The 14,902-nt window shown below is 66.7% G+C and carries 17 protein-coding genes; 13 read left to right on the top strand and 4 right to left on the bottom strand.

Annotated features, from left to right (window positions below; genetic code table 11):
• Both V7S63_RS22270 and V7S63_RS22265 read left to right on the top strand, forming a co-directional pair.
• Entirely contained in the window at positions 1 to 447 is a 447-nt protein-coding gene (locus V7S63_RS22270; protein ID WP_336531817.1) for an NfeD family protein, read from the top strand.
• Positions 448 to 595: 148 nt separating this feature from the next.
• The gene (locus V7S63_RS22265) at positions 596 to 1,123 is read left to right on the top strand and encodes a L,D-transpeptidase (RefSeq protein ID WP_336531816.1); all 528 of its coding nucleotides are present in this window, start codon (positions 596 to 598) and stop codon (positions 1,121 to 1,123) included.
• A 131-nt stretch (positions 1,124 to 1,254) separates the two neighbouring features.
• Here the strand turns inward: V7S63_RS22265 and V7S63_RS22260 are convergent, their stop codons facing one another.
• Positions 1,255 to 2,202, bottom strand: coding sequence for a 2-hydroxyacid dehydrogenase (locus V7S63_RS22260; RefSeq protein WP_100964778.1), 948 nt, complete (start codon positions 2,200 to 2,202; stop codon positions 1,255 to 1,257).
• Between the two features lie 236 nt (positions 2,203 to 2,438).
• On the opposite strand from V7S63_RS22260, the gene V7S63_RS22255 reads away from it, so the two are divergent.
• The 3 genes from V7S63_RS22255 to V7S63_RS22245 all read left to right on the top strand — a co-directional run bounded on the left by V7S63_RS22255 (position 2,439) and on the right by V7S63_RS22245 (position 3,225).
• Entirely contained in the window at positions 2,439 to 2,756 is a 318-nt protein-coding gene (locus V7S63_RS22255; RefSeq protein ID WP_091841397.1) for a DUF2853 family protein, read from the top strand.
• A gap of 126 nt (positions 2,757 to 2,882) precedes the next feature.
• On the top strand, positions 2,883 to 3,014 hold the full coding sequence (locus tag V7S63_RS22250; RefSeq protein WP_336531815.1) for a hypothetical protein: 132 nt from the start codon (positions 2,883 to 2,885) through the stop codon (positions 3,012 to 3,014).
• A gap of 7 nt (positions 3,015 to 3,021) precedes the next feature.
• Complete coding sequence (locus V7S63_RS22245; protein WP_091841394.1) at positions 3,022 to 3,225, top strand: hypothetical protein; 204 nt, start codon at positions 3,022 to 3,024, stop codon at positions 3,223 to 3,225.
• Positions 3,226 to 3,231: 6 nt separating this feature from the next.
• Here V7S63_RS22245 and V7S63_RS22240 read toward each other — a convergent pair whose 3' ends face one another.
• Positions 3,232 to 4,533: a class I SAM-dependent methyltransferase gene (locus V7S63_RS22240; protein WP_336531814.1), complete on the bottom strand. Its 1,302-nt coding sequence runs from the start codon at positions 4,531 to 4,533 to the stop codon at positions 3,232 to 3,234.
• A 237-nt stretch (positions 4,534 to 4,770) separates the two neighbouring features.
• Here V7S63_RS22240 and V7S63_RS22235 point away from each other — a divergent pair, with 237 nt between their 5' ends.
• A complete protein-coding gene (locus V7S63_RS22235; RefSeq protein WP_100964772.1) occupies positions 4,771 to 6,285 on the top strand; it encodes a globin-coupled sensor protein in 1,515 nt (504 codons plus the stop codon).
• Positions 6,286 to 6,390: 105 nt separating this feature from the next.
• Here the strand turns inward: V7S63_RS22235 and V7S63_RS22230 are convergent, their stop codons facing one another.
• A complete protein-coding gene (locus V7S63_RS22230) occupies positions 6,391 to 6,612 on the bottom strand; it encodes a DUF1674 domain-containing protein (protein ID WP_336531813.1) in 222 nt (73 codons plus the stop codon).
• Between the two features lie 109 nt (positions 6,613 to 6,721).
• Between V7S63_RS22230 and htpX the strand changes: the two genes are divergently transcribed.
• From htpX to V7S63_RS22200, 6 genes are all read left to right on the top strand, one after another.
• A complete protein-coding gene (htpX, locus tag V7S63_RS22225; protein ID WP_100964770.1) occupies positions 6,722 to 7,642 on the top strand; it encodes a zinc metalloprotease HtpX in 921 nt (306 codons plus the stop codon).
• A 1-nt stretch (position 7,643) separates the two neighbouring features.
• Positions 7,644 to 8,978 (top strand): RsmB/NOP family class I SAM-dependent RNA methyltransferase, encoded by a 1,335-nt coding sequence (locus V7S63_RS22220; protein WP_336531812.1) that lies wholly within the window; start codon positions 7,644 to 7,646, stop codon positions 8,976 to 8,978.
• Positions 8,979 to 9,036: 58 nt separating this feature from the next.
• A complete protein-coding gene (locus V7S63_RS22215; RefSeq protein ID WP_336531811.1) occupies positions 9,037 to 10,779 on the top strand; it encodes a heparinase II/III family protein in 1,743 nt (580 codons plus the stop codon).
• A 114-nt stretch (positions 10,780 to 10,893) separates the two neighbouring features.
• Positions 10,894 to 12,486: a bifunctional phosphoribosylaminoimidazolecarboxamide formyltransferase/IMP cyclohydrolase gene (gene purH, locus V7S63_RS22210; RefSeq protein ID WP_336531810.1), complete on the top strand. Its 1,593-nt coding sequence runs from the start codon at positions 10,894 to 10,896 to the stop codon at positions 12,484 to 12,486.
• Between the two features lie 21 nt (positions 12,487 to 12,507).
• Positions 12,508 to 12,786, top strand: a complete 279-nt coding sequence (locus tag V7S63_RS22205) for a hypothetical protein (RefSeq protein ID WP_091841377.1) — start codon at positions 12,508 to 12,510, stop codon at positions 12,784 to 12,786.
• A complete protein-coding gene (locus tag V7S63_RS22200; RefSeq protein ID WP_100964762.1) occupies positions 12,783 to 13,268 on the top strand; it encodes a YbaK/EbsC family protein in 486 nt (161 codons plus the stop codon). The genes V7S63_RS22205 and V7S63_RS22200 overlap by 4 nt, the downstream gene beginning before the upstream one ends.
• 3 nt (positions 13,269 to 13,271) lie before the next feature.
• On the opposite strand, the gene V7S63_RS22195 is transcribed toward V7S63_RS22200, so the two are convergent.
• A complete protein-coding gene (locus V7S63_RS22195) occupies positions 13,272 to 14,078 on the bottom strand; it encodes a DUF72 domain-containing protein (protein WP_336531809.1) in 807 nt (268 codons plus the stop codon).
• 265 nt (positions 14,079 to 14,343) lie between these two features.
• Here V7S63_RS22195 and V7S63_RS22190 point away from each other — a divergent pair, with 265 nt between their 5' ends.
• Entirely contained in the window at positions 14,344 to 14,703 is a 360-nt protein-coding gene (locus V7S63_RS22190; RefSeq protein ID WP_336531808.1) for a helix-turn-helix domain-containing protein, read from the top strand.
• Positions 14,704 to 14,902: the final 199 nt, after the last annotated feature.

The raw sequence follows: 14,902 nt of genomic DNA, 5'->3' as shown, positions 1-14,902 counted from the left end.
ATGCTCGACTGGTTTGCCTCCTTCGGCGGCTGGGGCTGGATCGTGCTCGGGCTCGTCCTGGTCGGTGGCGAGATGCTGGCGCCCGGCGTCTTCCTGCTCTGGCTCGGGCTCGCCGCACTGTTGACCGGCGCCGTGGTCGGGCTGACCGGGCTCGCCTGGCAGGGCGCCTGGCTGGTCTTCGCAGGCCTCGCCGTCGCCTCCGTCGTCATCGGTCGCGTCGTCACGCGCCACCGCAGCGACGAGCCCGACACCGCCAGCGGCCTGAACGATCGCGGCCGCCAGCTGATCGGCAAGATCTTCAGGCTGGAGGCGACGATGACCGGCGGCGAAGGCCGCATCCGCATCGGCGATTCCTCCTGGCGCGTCACCGGCCCCGAGCTTCTCGCCGGCACCGAGATCCGCGTCGTGCGGGTCGATGGCGCGACGCTCGTCGTCGAGAAGGCCTGAGCGCCGACCTGCAGCGGCCATTCGCCTGACACGGGATTAAGCCCGGATTCATGCTGAATCGAGGGTTCACCATGCTGCTGAACCCTCGATTCACCGGGAGCCCGTCCAAATCCGCCTCCAAAGCGTCAGGACACGCAAGGAGGAGGCCATGGCGGGCCGGCACGGACCAATCGATTTCATCACCGCGGCGGCGCTTTCGCTGCTGATGCTGCTCATGGTGCGTCCCGCCCAGGCGCGCGAGGTCGTCGACTTCCCCGATTATCGCTACCAGCCCGGCACGATCCTGATCCGCACCGCCGAGCGCAAGCTCTACTACATCGCCGCGCCCGGCCAGGCGCTGCGCTACACCATCGCCGTCGGCAAGGCCGGCAAGCAGTGGCGCGGCGTCAAATATGTCGAGGAACTCCAGGTCGATCCGGCCTGGAGCCCGCCGGCCGAGGTCAAGCGCGACAATCCGCGCCTGCCCGACGTGATCCCTGGCGGCGCCTCCAACAATCCGATGGGCGCACGCGTCATCGGCCTCGGCCCCGGAGGCCAATACGCCATCCATGGCACCAACAACCCGCGCTCGGTCGGCACTGCCGCCTCCTATGGCTGCTTCCGGATGCACAACAGCGACGTCATCGATCTCTACGCCCGAGTCCGCATGGGGACGCCCGTCGTCGTGATGCCCTGACAGCCGATACGCGGCAAAGTCCCTCGCACCTAGAGCAATTCCGCAATTCTTCGAATCGCAGAATTGCTCTAAGTCTTTCTCTTATCGCATTTTCTTCACGCGAACCGGTGCCCACTTCGCTCGAAAATGCTCTAGAGTGCGACTGGCGACAGCAACGGTCGGCCGGCGAAGAATGCCTCCAGATTGGCGAGCAGCAGCTCCTGCTGCGCGACCTGGGCCGATTCCGCGTTCGCGGCGATATGCGGCGTCAGCACCACGTTCTCGAGCGCTTTGAGCCGATCCGGAATCGCGGGCTCGTGCTCGTAGACGTCGAGCGCGGCTCCCGCGATTGTTCCGCTTTCCAGCGCCTCGATCAGTGCGGCTTCGTCGACCGCGATGCCGCGCGATATGTTCACGAGATGACCGTCCGGACCGAGAGCACGCAGGATCCGCGCATCGATCGCGTGCCGGGTCTCGCCGCTCGCGCGGACCGAGACCATCAGGATATCGGCCCATTCGGCGAGGCCGAGCAGGCTGGCATGGTACTGATAAGGTAGTTCCGGACGCGGCGAACGGTTATGGTAGCCGATCGTCATGTCGAAGGCGGCAGCGCGCACCGCAATGCGCTGGCCGATGGCACCCAGCCCGAAAATGCCCAGCTTGCGACCGGCCAGGCCCGGCACCGTCGCCATGCGCTCGATCGCGTTGCCCTGCCAGCGGCCAGCCCGCGCGAAGCGTTCGGCGGCTCCGATCTGCCGGGCGCTCGCCAGCATCAGTCCCATCGCAAATTCGGCAACGCTCGTCGCATTGGCGTCGGCGGCATTGCTGACCATTATGCCGCGCGCCCTCGCAGCGGCCCGCTCCACGCCTTCATTGCCCGTGCCATAACAAGCGATAAGGCCGAGATTGGGCAGGGCCTCGATCAGGGCCGCGTCGGTTTTCCAGGTTCCGACTGTCAGGAGCGCGCGCGCTGCCTCGGCTCCGGCTGGCAATGCCTCCGGCCGGGGATGGCTCATCGGCCCGAGCACCTCGTACCGTTCCTGCAAGCGCGCCACCAGGCGAGCCGGCATGCGCGGGGCCATCAGGATCGTCGGCTTCATGGCTGAAAGGTCCTCGGGGCGATTGCTGCATCGCAGCACTTGCCGCCCCCTGCTTCAACAACCCCTGGCGCCGGTCGGCCATCTCGCGGATGCAATACGAAAACACCGGGCAATCGACGGGATTTTCCTGAACCCCTCCTCTCGCCTGCGACAAAAAAGCCGGATATCGTTTTCCATGGCGGTTAACGCTGCGTGCAGCGCGCCTACGAACCGATATGTCTAGAGAGGGGTACCCGATGGATCATCTCGCCGACGTCAAGAAGTTCGCCAAGAAGCCTGTCAACGAGGCCGCCTTCGCCGGCATGAGCAAGGCCTATGCATTGGTGATGAGCAAGCCCGACACCCGCTATGTCGCCTGCTCCGACCCCGCCGAACTCGAACGCGTCCGCGAGAATTTCCTGAAGAAGAAGCTTGGCTTGAAGAGTGCCGACCTCGACGCCACCGTCAAGGCGACCTGCGATCACATGAAGGCCGACAAGACCAAGTCGCGCCTGACCTTCTACTATCTGCTGGCCGAACATTACGGCAAGCTCGACGCCTTCGTGAAGAAATAGGTCTGACAGCCTGGCCTGACCTGATGGCGCCCCTTCGGGCGCCATTCGCATTTTCAGAGCCCCCCGCGAAAACGGCGCAGAGCACCGCAAGGCCGGAACATCAACGCTCGGCCCTTGGGGGTTTCGATGTTCACGCTGTCCCGCTCCGTCCTCTCCGGCCACGCCCAGACGCTCTTCACCGTCGCCGAAGCGGCCCTCGCCTCGATGATCGTCTTCGGTGCAGGTCTCGCCTTCGGCGCCACGATCGGTTTCTTTTGAGGCGGCCATGCCGACCGCCGCCGCCTCAGCCACCCGCCCGCATTTCAAGATCGGGCGCGACCGCGAGGGCCATTGGATCGCGGTCGAGACCCATGGCCGCGGCGGCGGCTATTTCCGCAGCCGGGACGACGCCCTCCACTATGCCCGCGCCGAAGCGGGCGCCGATGCCGTGAGCTTCAGCGCTCGGCCCCTCGCCCTGCGCCTGTCGTAAGCGCGCTCAGCGATAGAGATCGACCCGCGTCAGCGGCAGCCCGGACGGGCCCTTGCGCCGCTTCGAGACCAGCGTCTGGTTGATCAGCGCCCCGCCACGCTCGAAGGCGAGCGAGCAGCCGGCGAGATAGATCAGCCACATCCGCGTCCGCTCCGGCCCGATTTCCGCTTCGGCTGCCGCCTTGTTCGCATTCAGCCGCTCGAACCAGAGCCGCGTCGTGCGCTGGTAATGCTCGCGCCAGCCCTCGACATCATGGACCTCGAAGCCGTAGCGCTCGAGATTGGCGATCGACATGCCCAGATGATCGAGCTCGCCGCCCGGGAAGATGTAGCGGACCAGGGCCCGGTATTCGGCCGGCATCTTGTTGAAGGCCTTCTCGGTCTTCTTGGCCCGCCGCGAGATCGTATGGTGCAGATACAGGCCGCGCGGCCTGAGCAGCCGGTTCACCGCCTGGAAATAGGTCGGGTGGTTGCGGATGCCGACATGCTCGAACATGCCGATCGATGAGATCTTGTCGAACTCCCCCTCCATCTGGGTGAAGTCCTTGAGATGGAGCGTGACTTTGTCCTCCAGGCCGAGCGCCTCGACCTTCTCGCGCGCGAGCTTGAGCTGCTCCTCGGCCAGCGTCACGCCATGCGCCTCGACGCCATAGTGCTGGGCGGCATAACAGACCAGCGCACCCCAGCCGCAGCCGATGTCGAGCAGCTTGTCGCCCGGCTTCAGGCGCAGCTTGCGGCAGATCATCTCGAGCTTGTCGGTCTGCGCCCGCTCGAGATCGTCATGATCCTCGGTGAAATAGGCGCAGGTGTAGACCATGCGCTCGTCGAGAAAGAGCCTGTAGAATGCGTTCGAGACGTCGTAGTGATGAGCGATATTGGCCTTGTTGGTCGCCGGCTTGCCGTCACGGGCGATCTCGTCGCCCTTGATGTGCTGAACCGCCTGCGGCGCCTGGCCCGGCGCGAACAGGAAGTGCCTGGCCACATCGAACGCCGCCGTCTTGGAGATGCCGCGTGCCAGCCGGCCGACCTTGCCGTCGGGCCGTGCCGCCGCGAGATCGAAGATCGTGCCGTTCTCGATCGCGATCCGGTCGGAGACGTGCAGATGCAGCAAAGTATCGAGCTTCGGCTTGCGCAGCAGCGCCGCGACGACGCCGGCATCGCGGATCGCGATCATCAGCCCGCCCGTCGGCCAATCGGCCGGCACGCGAGAGCCATCCCAAAGCGAGAAACCGAGCTTCAGCCCCAGCTTCTGGTACGCCTCGGTCAGGAGCCGCCGCAGCGCCTCGATTCTCTTGCCGTCGCCGCTCATGCCTTGCCTGTTCCGACAGATATGCGCCGCCCTCTTAGCGCGGTTTTTGCCCGACCGGAATTCGCGCCGTCAGAACAGCTTTGCCCTTCTGCAATCAGCGGCGGCTTGTCGAAACGGCACAACACGCAAAAGGTGCAAGAAACCAGCTAAGCAACTATTCTTCATTTCTTAACCATACTTTGCTCTGATTCCAGAGTGGCCAAAGGGGGCCGCGCATCGTGGTTGGGGGATCACATCATGTCGTCAGGGGATCAGCTCGACAGGCGGCTGGACTTCATGCAGCTTGACCGCGAGGCGCGCGGGCGCATCGCCGGGATGGAAAAGAGCATCCTCGGCGCCCTGCCCGGCGCGCTCGATGCCTTCTACACCCAGGTTTCCGCGTTCCCCGAGACCAAGGCCTTCTTCAGCAATGCCGCCCATATGGAGGGCGCGAAGAACCGCCAGATCTCGCACTGGAACCGCATCGCCAAGGGCCAGTTCGACCAGGACTATGTCCGCGCGGTCACGACTGTCGGCGAGATCCACGCCAAGATCGGGCTGGAGCCGCGCTGGTATATCGGCGGTTACGCCCTGCTGCTCGAGAACCTGCTCGCCAAGGTGCTGGAGGAGCGCTGGCCGAAGAGCCGTTTCGGCGGCCAGCTCCCCGGCGCGGCCGAGCGCGGCGCCGAGATCGGCGCCATCGTCAAGGCCGCCCTGCTCGACATGGACTATGCCATCTCGGTGTATCTCGAAGCCTCCGAGGCCGCCCGGCTGAAGATCGAGGCCGAGGCCCGTGCCGTCGAGGAAGCCAAGGCGAAGGAGCGCGACAAGGCGATCGGCTATGTCGGCAACGGCATGGCGGCGCTCGCCCGCGGCGACCTGACTCATCGCATGGCCGACGACATGCCGGCCGAATACGCCAGCATCCGCGACCATTTCAACGACGCCATGGCCAAGCTCGGCGAGATGGTCGCGAGCATCAAGACGAGTTCCTCTGCCATCGCCGCCTCCTCGCAGGAGATCAACAGCGGTGCCAACGACCTGTCCTCGCGCACCGAGCAGCAGGCCTCCGCCTTGCAGCAGACCGCGGCGACCACCGAAGAGCTCACCGCCTCGGTCAAGAGCTCGGCGCAGTCGTCGCGGCAATCGGTGACGCTCGCCGACAACGCCTCGGCCGTGGCCCGCACCGGCGGCGAGATCGTCAAGGATGCGATCGAGGCGATGGCGCGGATCGAGGGCGCCTCCAAGAAGATCTCCGAGATCACCAGCGTGATCGACGGCATCGCCTTCCAGACCAATCTGCTCGCGCTCAACGCCGCGGTCGAAGCTGCGCGCGCCGGCGATGCCGGACGTGGCTTTGCCGTCGTCGCCGCCGAGGTGCGTGCCCTCGCGCAACGCTCGGCCGAGGCCGCCAAGGACATCACCGGCCTGATCGGCTCCTCCGACACCGAGGTCGTCGAGGGCGTGCGCCTGGTCCGGCAGGCCGGCGAGACTCTGGAGAAGATCGTAGAGGCCTCGATGCAGGTCTCGGCCACGGTCAACGAGATCGCCGCCGCCGCCGGAGAACAGGCCAACGGCATCGACGAGATGGCGCGCACCGTCAGCCATATGGACGAGATGACCCAGAGCAACGCCGCTTTGGCCGAGGAGAGCGCGGCGTCGGCGCGTGCCTTGCTCGATCAGATCGAACGCCTGAACCGCCTCGTCAGCACCTTCCGCACCACGGAAGGTCAGGACACGACCGCGCCAGCGCGGCGAGCGCGGGCAGCCTGATCCGCCTTCACGCGGAAGGTTCGGCGTTCAACGCTACCTGGTCATCCTGGACTGAGCGAAGCGAAGATCCGGGATGACTCACGAAATATGTCTCTCCCGAGCACGTCAGAAATCGCTGGCGATGCCCTTCACTTCCCAGTCGTCATAGCGCACCGGCTCGAGCCCGCCGCGGCCATCGACTTCCTTCTGCTCGCCGAGCTCGGCCGCCCTCGCATCGATCGCGGCACGGCGCGCCTGCGCCTCCGAGAGAGCCCGCTGCGCCGCCGGCGACAATGCCTTCGCGGAAGCGTTGGTCTCGACCTCATCCGTTTTCGTCTGCGCGCTCATCATCGGTCATTCTCTTGCAGGATCGGCATCGCGCCCACCACATAGGGACGAAACCGCATTCCGGCGAGCCTGTCCAATGCCGGACGACGACGCAAGAAGGGGTTCCTGCATGAACTATGTCCGCACCGGCATGCTGATGGCGGCGCTGACCGCGCTGTTCGGCGTGGTCGGCTATCTGCTCGCCGGCGCCGGCGGCATGCTGATCGCGCTCGGCATCGCGGTCGCGACCAACCTGTTCAGCTACTGGAACTCGGACAAGCTGGCGCTGTCCGCCTACAACGCGCAGCAGGTCGATGAGCGTAGCGCGCCCGAACTTTACGGCATGGTCCGCGACCTCGCCCAGCGCGCCAACATGCCGATGCCGCGCGTCTACATCATCCAGGAAGACCAGCCGAACGCCTTCGCCACCGGCCGCAATCCGCAGAACGCCGCGGTCGCCGCGACCACCGGTATCATCCGCACGCTGAGCTATGACGAGCTCGCCGGCGTGATGGCGCACGAGCTTGCCCACATCAAGAACCACGACACGCTGACCATGACGATCAGCGCCACGATGGCCGGCGCGATCTCGTCCCTTGCCTCCTTCGGCATGTTCTTCGGCTCGCGCGACAACCGTCCCAACGCCATCGTCCAGATCGCGCTGATGATCCTCGCCCCGCTGGCGGCGACCATCGTCCAGATGGCGATCTCACGCTCGCGCGAATACGAAGCCGACCGCATGGGCGGCGAGATCTGCGGCAATCCCGTGGCGCTCGCCGACGCGCTGGCCAAGATCGCCGGCGGCGTTGCCCACATCCCGAACGAGACGGCCGAGGCGAAGCCTGCTACGGCGCACATGTTCATCATCAACCCGCTCTCAGGCCGCGGCATGGATTCATTGTTCTCGACCCACCCCGACACCGGCAACCGTATCGCCGCACTGATGGAGCAGGCGCGCGCCATGGGTGTCGGCGCGAGCCGTGGCGGCTTCACGAGTGGCGCGAGCCGGAACCCCTTCGCCGGCGGCCGCGAGCCCGGGCCCTGGGGCTGAGATGGCAGCTCCTCACGAAAACCGCGCGCCGGCTGACGACGCCCCCGGCCTCGCTGCGCGCCGCCTCGCCACAACGCTGATCGACGAGGTGCTGCGCGCCGGCACCGCGCTCGATGAAACCTTCGAGCGGATGGCGCAGGCGGCAGGGCTGGAGCCCGCCGATGCCGGGTTGGCGCGCGCGATCGCGACAGTCGCCTTCCGCCGTCTCGGCACGATCCGCCAGGTGGTCGGCGCCCGCCTCGAACGCGGCAGCCCGCGCAAATCCGGCCCGTTCGAGCCGATCATGGTCGCCGCTGCCGCGCAGTTGCTTTTCCTCGACGTGCCCGACCATGCGGCGGTCGACCTCGCCATCCGTCAACTGCACGAGGACGCCCGCTCCTCTCGCTACGCCTCGCTCGGCAATGCCGTGCTGCGGCGGCTGGCGCGCGAGCGCGAAGCAATCCTCGCCGAGCTCGATCCGCTGACCGATACGCCCGACTGGCTGCGCGAGAGCTGGACGCAGACCTACGGCCCCGACATCGCCAAGGCGATCGCCGCGGCCCATGCCGAGGAGCCGCCGCTCGATCTGACCGTCAAATCCGATCCGGCCGGCTGGGCCGCCAGGCTCGACGGCATCGTCCTGCCGACCGGCTCGGTGCGCCTGCGCGGGCGCGACACGGTCACCGGCCTGCCAGGCTTCACTGAGGGCGAATGGTGGGTGCAGGATGCCGCCGCCGCTCTTCCCGCCCGGCTCCTCAATGTCCAGCCAGGCGAGCGCATCGCCGATCTCTGCGCCGCGCCCGGCGGCAAGACCGTGCAGCTCGCACAATCGGGCGCAGAAGTCGTTGCCGTCGATCGCTCCGGCCCGCGCCTACGCCGGCTCAAGGCCAATCTCGACCGGCTTGGGCTCAGCGCCGAGGTCGTCACCGCCGATGTCGGGACCTTCGAGGCCGAGCCCTTCGACGGCGTCCTGCTCGACGCGCCCTGCAGCGCGACCGGCACGATCCGCCGTCATCCCGACGTCGCCTGGGCCAAGCAGCCCGAGGATGTCGCCAAGCTCGCCGCGTTGCAGGCGCGCCTGCTCGACCAGGCAGCGCGGCTCACCAAGCCGGGCGGGCGCCTGATCTACTGCACCTGCTCATTGGAACGCACCGAAGGCGAGGCGCAGATCGAGGAATTCCTGGCGCGAAACGACGGCTTTGCCCGCGATCCAATCAAGCCCGAGGAAATCGGCGGCCAGGCCGAAGCGCTGACGGCGCTGGGCGAATTGCGCACGCTGCCGCACCAGCTTGCCGGCGAAACGCCACGCCTTTCAGGATGGGCGGGATTTTACGCTTGTCGCCTGATAAGATCATGACTCGATCGGGGATTCGCCTTCGCAGGGAGGCGGCGGGACGGCGAGGCAGCAGATTTCATTGAACGGCTGGTCGGAGCGCGGAGGCCTGGCACGGGCAGCCATCGGCAGGGCGGCGCGACGCACGCGCGGCCAGGTCGTCGGCGCCAAGCGCGCGCTCTGGCCGTTCGGCCGCCTGCGCGCCAGCCGCCTGCTCTTCGCCCCGCACGACCTGCGCACCGCCGACCCGACCACGGCGAGCGAGATCTATGCCGGCTACTTCGCGCTCGCCGGCCGCACCGTGAACTGCCATGGCGAATCGCCTTTCCTGGTCGCAGCCCCAAGCGAAGCCTGGTCCGAGGCGCTGAGCGGCTTCGTCTGGCTGCGTCACTTACGGGCCGCCGACACCGCGATCGCCCGCGCCAACGCCCGTGCCCTCGTCGACGAGTTCATCGCCCGCAGACATGATCGCGACGAGGTCGCCCGCCGCCCGGCTGTGATCGCCCGCCGGCTGATGTCTTTCCTGTCGCATTCGCCGCTCCTGCTCGAAGGCGCCGACCATGCCTTCTACGAGCGCTTCATCCGCCATGTCGCGCAAACGGCAGAGCGCCTCCAGCTCGCGCTCGCCGGCGCCGTCGAAGGCGCGCCGCGGCTGCAATGCCTGATCGCGATCTGCTTTGCCGCCATTTGCCTCGACGGCCAGGAAAGACGGCTGCGCCGCTATGAGATCGCGCTCTCCGACGAACTGGAACAGCAGATCCTGCCGGATGGCGGCCATCTCAGCCGCAATCCCCGCATCCTGATCGATCTCCTGCTCGATCTCCTGCCGCTGCGCGAGACCTTCACCGCGCGCGGGCTCGAACCGCCCCGCGCCGTCATCATGGGAATTGACCGGATGATGCCGCATCTCAAGCTGTTCCGGCATGGCGATGGCGCGCTCGCTCTGTTCAATGGCATGAACGCGACGCCGCCCGATCTGATGGCGACGCTCGCCGCCTATGATGACGTCCGCGCCCGGCCGATCGAGCACGCCGCCTATTCCGGCTATGACCGGCTCAGCGCCGGCACCAGCATCGTAGTGGTCGAGGCCGGGCCGCCCCCACGCGGTGCCAACTCGATCGAGGCCCATGCCGGCTGCCTCTCCTTCGAATTGTCGACGGGCTCGCAGCGCATCGTGGTGAATTGCGGCGCCAGCCGCTTCGGCACGCCCGAGCTCAAACTCGCCGCCCGCGCCACCGCCGCCCATTCGACCGTGACGCTGAACGACCGCTCCAGCGCCGTCTTCGGCCTGGTGCTTGGCGAGCGGCGGATTATCGCCGGCCCGGCCGATGTCCGCGTCGCCCGCCAGGACGGCGAGGATGGGCATGAATGGGTCGGCAGCCATGATGGCTATCGGCGCGCCTTCGGCACCGTCCACACCCGCCGCCTGCTGCTGTCCCGCAATGGCAGCGAACTCGTCGGCGAGGACGGCTTGAGCCCGCCCACCGCGCTGGCGAGCCTGCCGGCTGCCGCGCGCTTCCATCTGCACCCCAACGTCAAGCCTAGCCTGATCCGCGACGGCGAGGGCGCGTTGCTCGCGCTGCCTTCCGGCGAAATCTGGGCCTTCGAGGCCTCCGGCCTCAGGGTCGCGCTGGAAGAAAGCATCTTCTTCGCTGCCGCCGATGGCCGCCACAAGACCACGCAGCTCGTCGTCGAGTTCGACGCCGTGGCGACGCCGCAGCTCATCTGGCGCTTCGCCCGTCTCGGCACGCCGGCGCAGCGCAGGACCAAAGCCGAAGAGGCACGGCAGGAACAGGCCGAAGCCGAGCCTGACCTGCCGCTCTGACCTCGCCGCAAGGCAAGGCTGCGGCGTCTTGTGCTTTGCAGCAAAGCCCGGGCGTGATAGGGCGCGCGCGAGTATTCCGCGCCTCGCGCTCATCAACCCGGACCTGATCTTCCCATGCCGAACGAACTCCGCCGCGTCGAACGCGCGCTGCTTTCCGTTTCCGACAAGACCGGGCTGATCGATTTCGCCCGCGCCCTCTCGCGCCTGGGCATTGCCCTGGTTTCGACCGGCGGCACTGCCAAGGCGATCGCCGAGGCCGGCCTTGCCGTCACCGACGTCTCGGATCTGACCGGTTTCCCCGAGATGATGGACGGGCGCGTCAAGACGCTGCATCCCAAGGTCCATGGCGGCCTGCTGGCCATCCGCTCGCATCCGGAGCATCAGGCCTCGATGATCGGTCACGGCATCGCGCCGATCGACCTGCTCGTCGTCAATCTCTATCCGTTCGAGGCGACGGTTGCCGCAGGCAAGCCGTATGACGACTGCATCGAGAACATCGATATCGGCGGCCCCGCCATGATCCGCGCTGCCGCCAAGAACCACAACGACGTCGCCGTAGTGGTCGAGGCCTCCGATTATGCGGCCGTGCTGGCCGACCTCGAGACGCACAAGGGCGCGACCACGCTGACCTTGCGCCGCAAGCTGGCGCAGAAGGCCTATTCGCGCACCGCCGCGTATGACGCCGCGATCTCGAACTGGTTCGCTGGCGAGCTCGGCGACACCTCGCCGGCCTTCCGGGCGCTGGGCGGCAGCCTCGCCGAGACCATGCGCTATGGCGAGAACCCGCATCAATGGGCCGCTTTCTACCGTACGCCGGAGCAGCGTCCGGGCGTCGCCACCGCCCGTCAGGTCCAGGGCAAGCAGCTCTCCTACAACAACATCAACGACACCGACGCCGCCTTCGAATGCGTCGCCGAGTTCGACCCCGACCGCACCGCCGCCTGCGTCATCGTCAAGCACGCCAATCCCTGCGGCGTCGCCGAGGGCGGCTCGCTGCTCGAAGCCTATGAGCGGGCCCTCGCTTGCGATCCCGTCTCGGCCTTTGGCGGCATCGTCGCGCTGAACCGCAAGCTCGACGCTGAAGCTGCGAAGAAGATCGTCGAGATCTTCACCGAGGTCATCATCGCCCCCGACGCCGACGAGGAGGCGATCGCGCTCGTCGCCGCCAAGAAGAACCTGCGCCTGCTCCTGACCGGCGGCCTGCCGGATGTCCGCAAGGCGGGTCTTTCCCTGCGCACCGTCGCCGGCGGCTTCCTCGCCCAGGCACGCGACAATGCCGTGGTCGACGACATGGAACTCAAGGTCGTGACCAAGCGCCAGCCGAGCGAGGCCGAGCTCGCCGATCTGCGCTTCGCCTTCCGCGTCGCCAAGCACGTCAAGTCGAATGCGATCGTCTATGCCAAGGGCCTCGCCACGGTCGGCGTCGGCGCCGGCCAGATGAGCCGCGTCGATTCCTCGCGCATCGCCGCCTGGAAGGCCGGCGAAGCCGCCAAGGCGGCCGGCGCGCCCGAGAGCCTGGCCAAGGGCGCGGTGGTCGCCTCCGACGCCTTCTTCCCCTTCGCCGACGGCCTGCTGGCCGCGGCGGAGGCCGGCGCCACCGCGGTGATCCAGCCCGGCGGCTCGATGCGCGACGACGAGGTGATCAAGGCGGCCGACGAGGCCGGCCTCGCCATGGTCTTCACCGGCCATCGCCATTTCCGGCACTGAGGACCGCGAGGGGAAGCCGGCATGCACACCGTCAAGGTCATCGCCGCCGGCTTCGCTTTGCTCGGCGTGCTGCTCCTGATCGCGCCGCGGCTGAACACGGGCGGGCGGCATCCGATCGTCTTCGCGATGAAGCTGTTCATCCCGCTCTGGTTCGCCGTCTCGGTGATCAATCTGATCGTCGGCATCACCCGAGCCGGCTACAGCTTCCTGCAGGAAGCGCCGATCCTGCTCGTCGTCTTCGGCGTGCCGGCCTTGGTAGCTTCCCTGATCTGGTGGCGATTTGGAAGGAAAGTCGCGTGAGCCTTGAATCCGTCCGTGCCTTTTTTGCGCAGCATGCTCCCGATATCGAAGTCGAGCTCACCGAGGGCAGCAGCGCGACCGTTCAGCTCGCTGCCGAAGCCTTCGGCGTCGAGCCGGCCCGTATCGCCAAGACGCTGTCACTGCGCTTGGGTGAGCGCGTCGTCCTGCTCGTCGCTCGCGGCGACGCCCGGCTCGACAACCGGAAAGCCAAGGCCGCGTTCGGCTTCAAGCCGCGCATGCTCGCGGCAGAGGAAGTCTCCGACATCACCGGTCATCCGGTCGGCGGCGTCTGCCCGTTCGGCCTGGCGGAGCCGCTACCGATCTATTGCGACGTCTCGCTTAAGGCGTTTGACATCGTCTTGCCGGCCGCCGGCTCGACTCGCAGCATGGTCCGCATCGCTCCCGAGCGGATGGCAGCGCTCACCGGCGCAGAATGGGTCGATGTCTGCCAGGAGCCGGCGGCCCAGCACGCCGCGGAGTAGGCCTCAGCCGCGCACGCGCTCGATCAGCGCCATCGCCGCGGCGGGATTGCGGACCTTGTCGCCGCTGATGACATAGAGAAACACGTCGCGTGGCGCCGTCTCCGCCGCCGGCGCGACCAGTTCCAGATCATCCGGCGCGCCACCCTTGGCCCAGTCCGTGGCCCGGCCGGCCCAGGCGTCGAGCTCTTTCGCCGGATAGCCCTGCGCCTCCGCCTCGCTGGTCCCCATGATCCGCGCATAGACGAAAGGCGCCGTCACATCGGCAATCTGGGGGAAATCGGAATCGCCCGAAATGATCGCCGCGACGCCGTGTTCCCGTAGTAGCGCGACGAAATCGGGCGAGCGGAAACTGGGATGGCGCACCTCGACGGCATGGCGCAGCCTGATGCCATCGACCTCCTTCGGCAGCAGCTTCAGGAAGGCCTCGAAATCGACGGGGTCGAAGGTCTTGGTCGCCACGAACTGCCAGTTGATCGGCCCGAGCTTCTCCTTGAGCTCGCTGAGACCGGAGGTCACGAACTTCTCGACGGACGGCCCGGCTTCGGCCAGAACCCGGCGATTGGTGCAGAAGCGCGAGCCCTTCAGCGCGAAGACGAAGCCATCGGGCGTCTCCGCCCGCCATTTGGCGAAACTCTCCGGCTTCTGCGAACCGTAATAGGTGCCGTTGACCTCGATCGAGGTCAGCTTGCTCGCGGCATATTCGAGCTCGCGCTTCTGCGAGAGATTCTCAGGATAGAAGGTCCCACGCCAGGGTTCGAACACCCAGCCGCCGATGCCGATATGGATCTGTCCGGCTGTTTTGGGGGCCATGGTTCGCATCCTCGACCGTGTCGTTCGCTCTGAAGCGAAGAGTAGTACGCAGCTGCCCCTGTCGATAGGCGGCAGTATGATGATGCTCGCCCTGCAGCGAGCATAAGCCCGATGCCGACCCTGCCCGCTCGATTCGTGGCAGGACCTCTCTGGTTGCAGCTATTGACTGCATCATGGGCATGGATGCACGCTGAAGGAGCAAGATCGAAGGACGCCGATCGATCGCGACTGGCGGGCGGAATTCAGGCGTATCGTTGGCGATCGAATGCGGCGTCTTCGGCTTGCCTCGCGATTGAAGCGGGCCGATGTCGGAAAGGCTCTGCATATCGGCGAGGAGCAGTATGTCAGCTACGAGCGTGGCCTGAGCCATGCCAGTTCGCAACTCCTGATGCAGTTCTCGAGCCTTCTTGGCACCTCGCCGCGAGAACTTGGCAGAGGGATGGCTGCGTTGGTCGCATCGGTGGGCCTCTCGGATGTCGAGCAGAAGCTCTATCGAACTGAACCAGCGGCTGCGTCGCGTTTCAGAGTGAACAAGGCGACGGAGCAGATCACGGATCAGGGCACACTGCGCACTCTGGTCTGTCTCACCGAATTTTTCGCCGAACTCGATGGCCAGGAAACCTAGATCGCCGCGAGAATCGCGGTCTTCTCGCACGGCAAAAGAGCCGCGAGCGACCGCCTTCCGTGTCTCCGTTGCTTCCCCGGAACGACGAAAACCCCGTCGGATTTGCGACGGGGTTTTTGGTAGATTTGGTTGCGGGGGCCAGATTTGAACTGACGACCTTCAGGTTATGAGCCTGACGAGCTACCGGGCTGCTCCACCC

The sequence above is a fragment of the Allobosea sp. CCNWLY174 genome (assembly GCF_037120455.1).
Classification (GTDB): Bacteria; Pseudomonadota; Alphaproteobacteria; order Rhizobiales; family Beijerinckiaceae; genus Allobosea; species Allobosea lupini.
The sequence above is the reverse complement of the archived record's forward strand: the minus strand, read 5'-3'. Positions and strand labels throughout refer to the sequence as shown.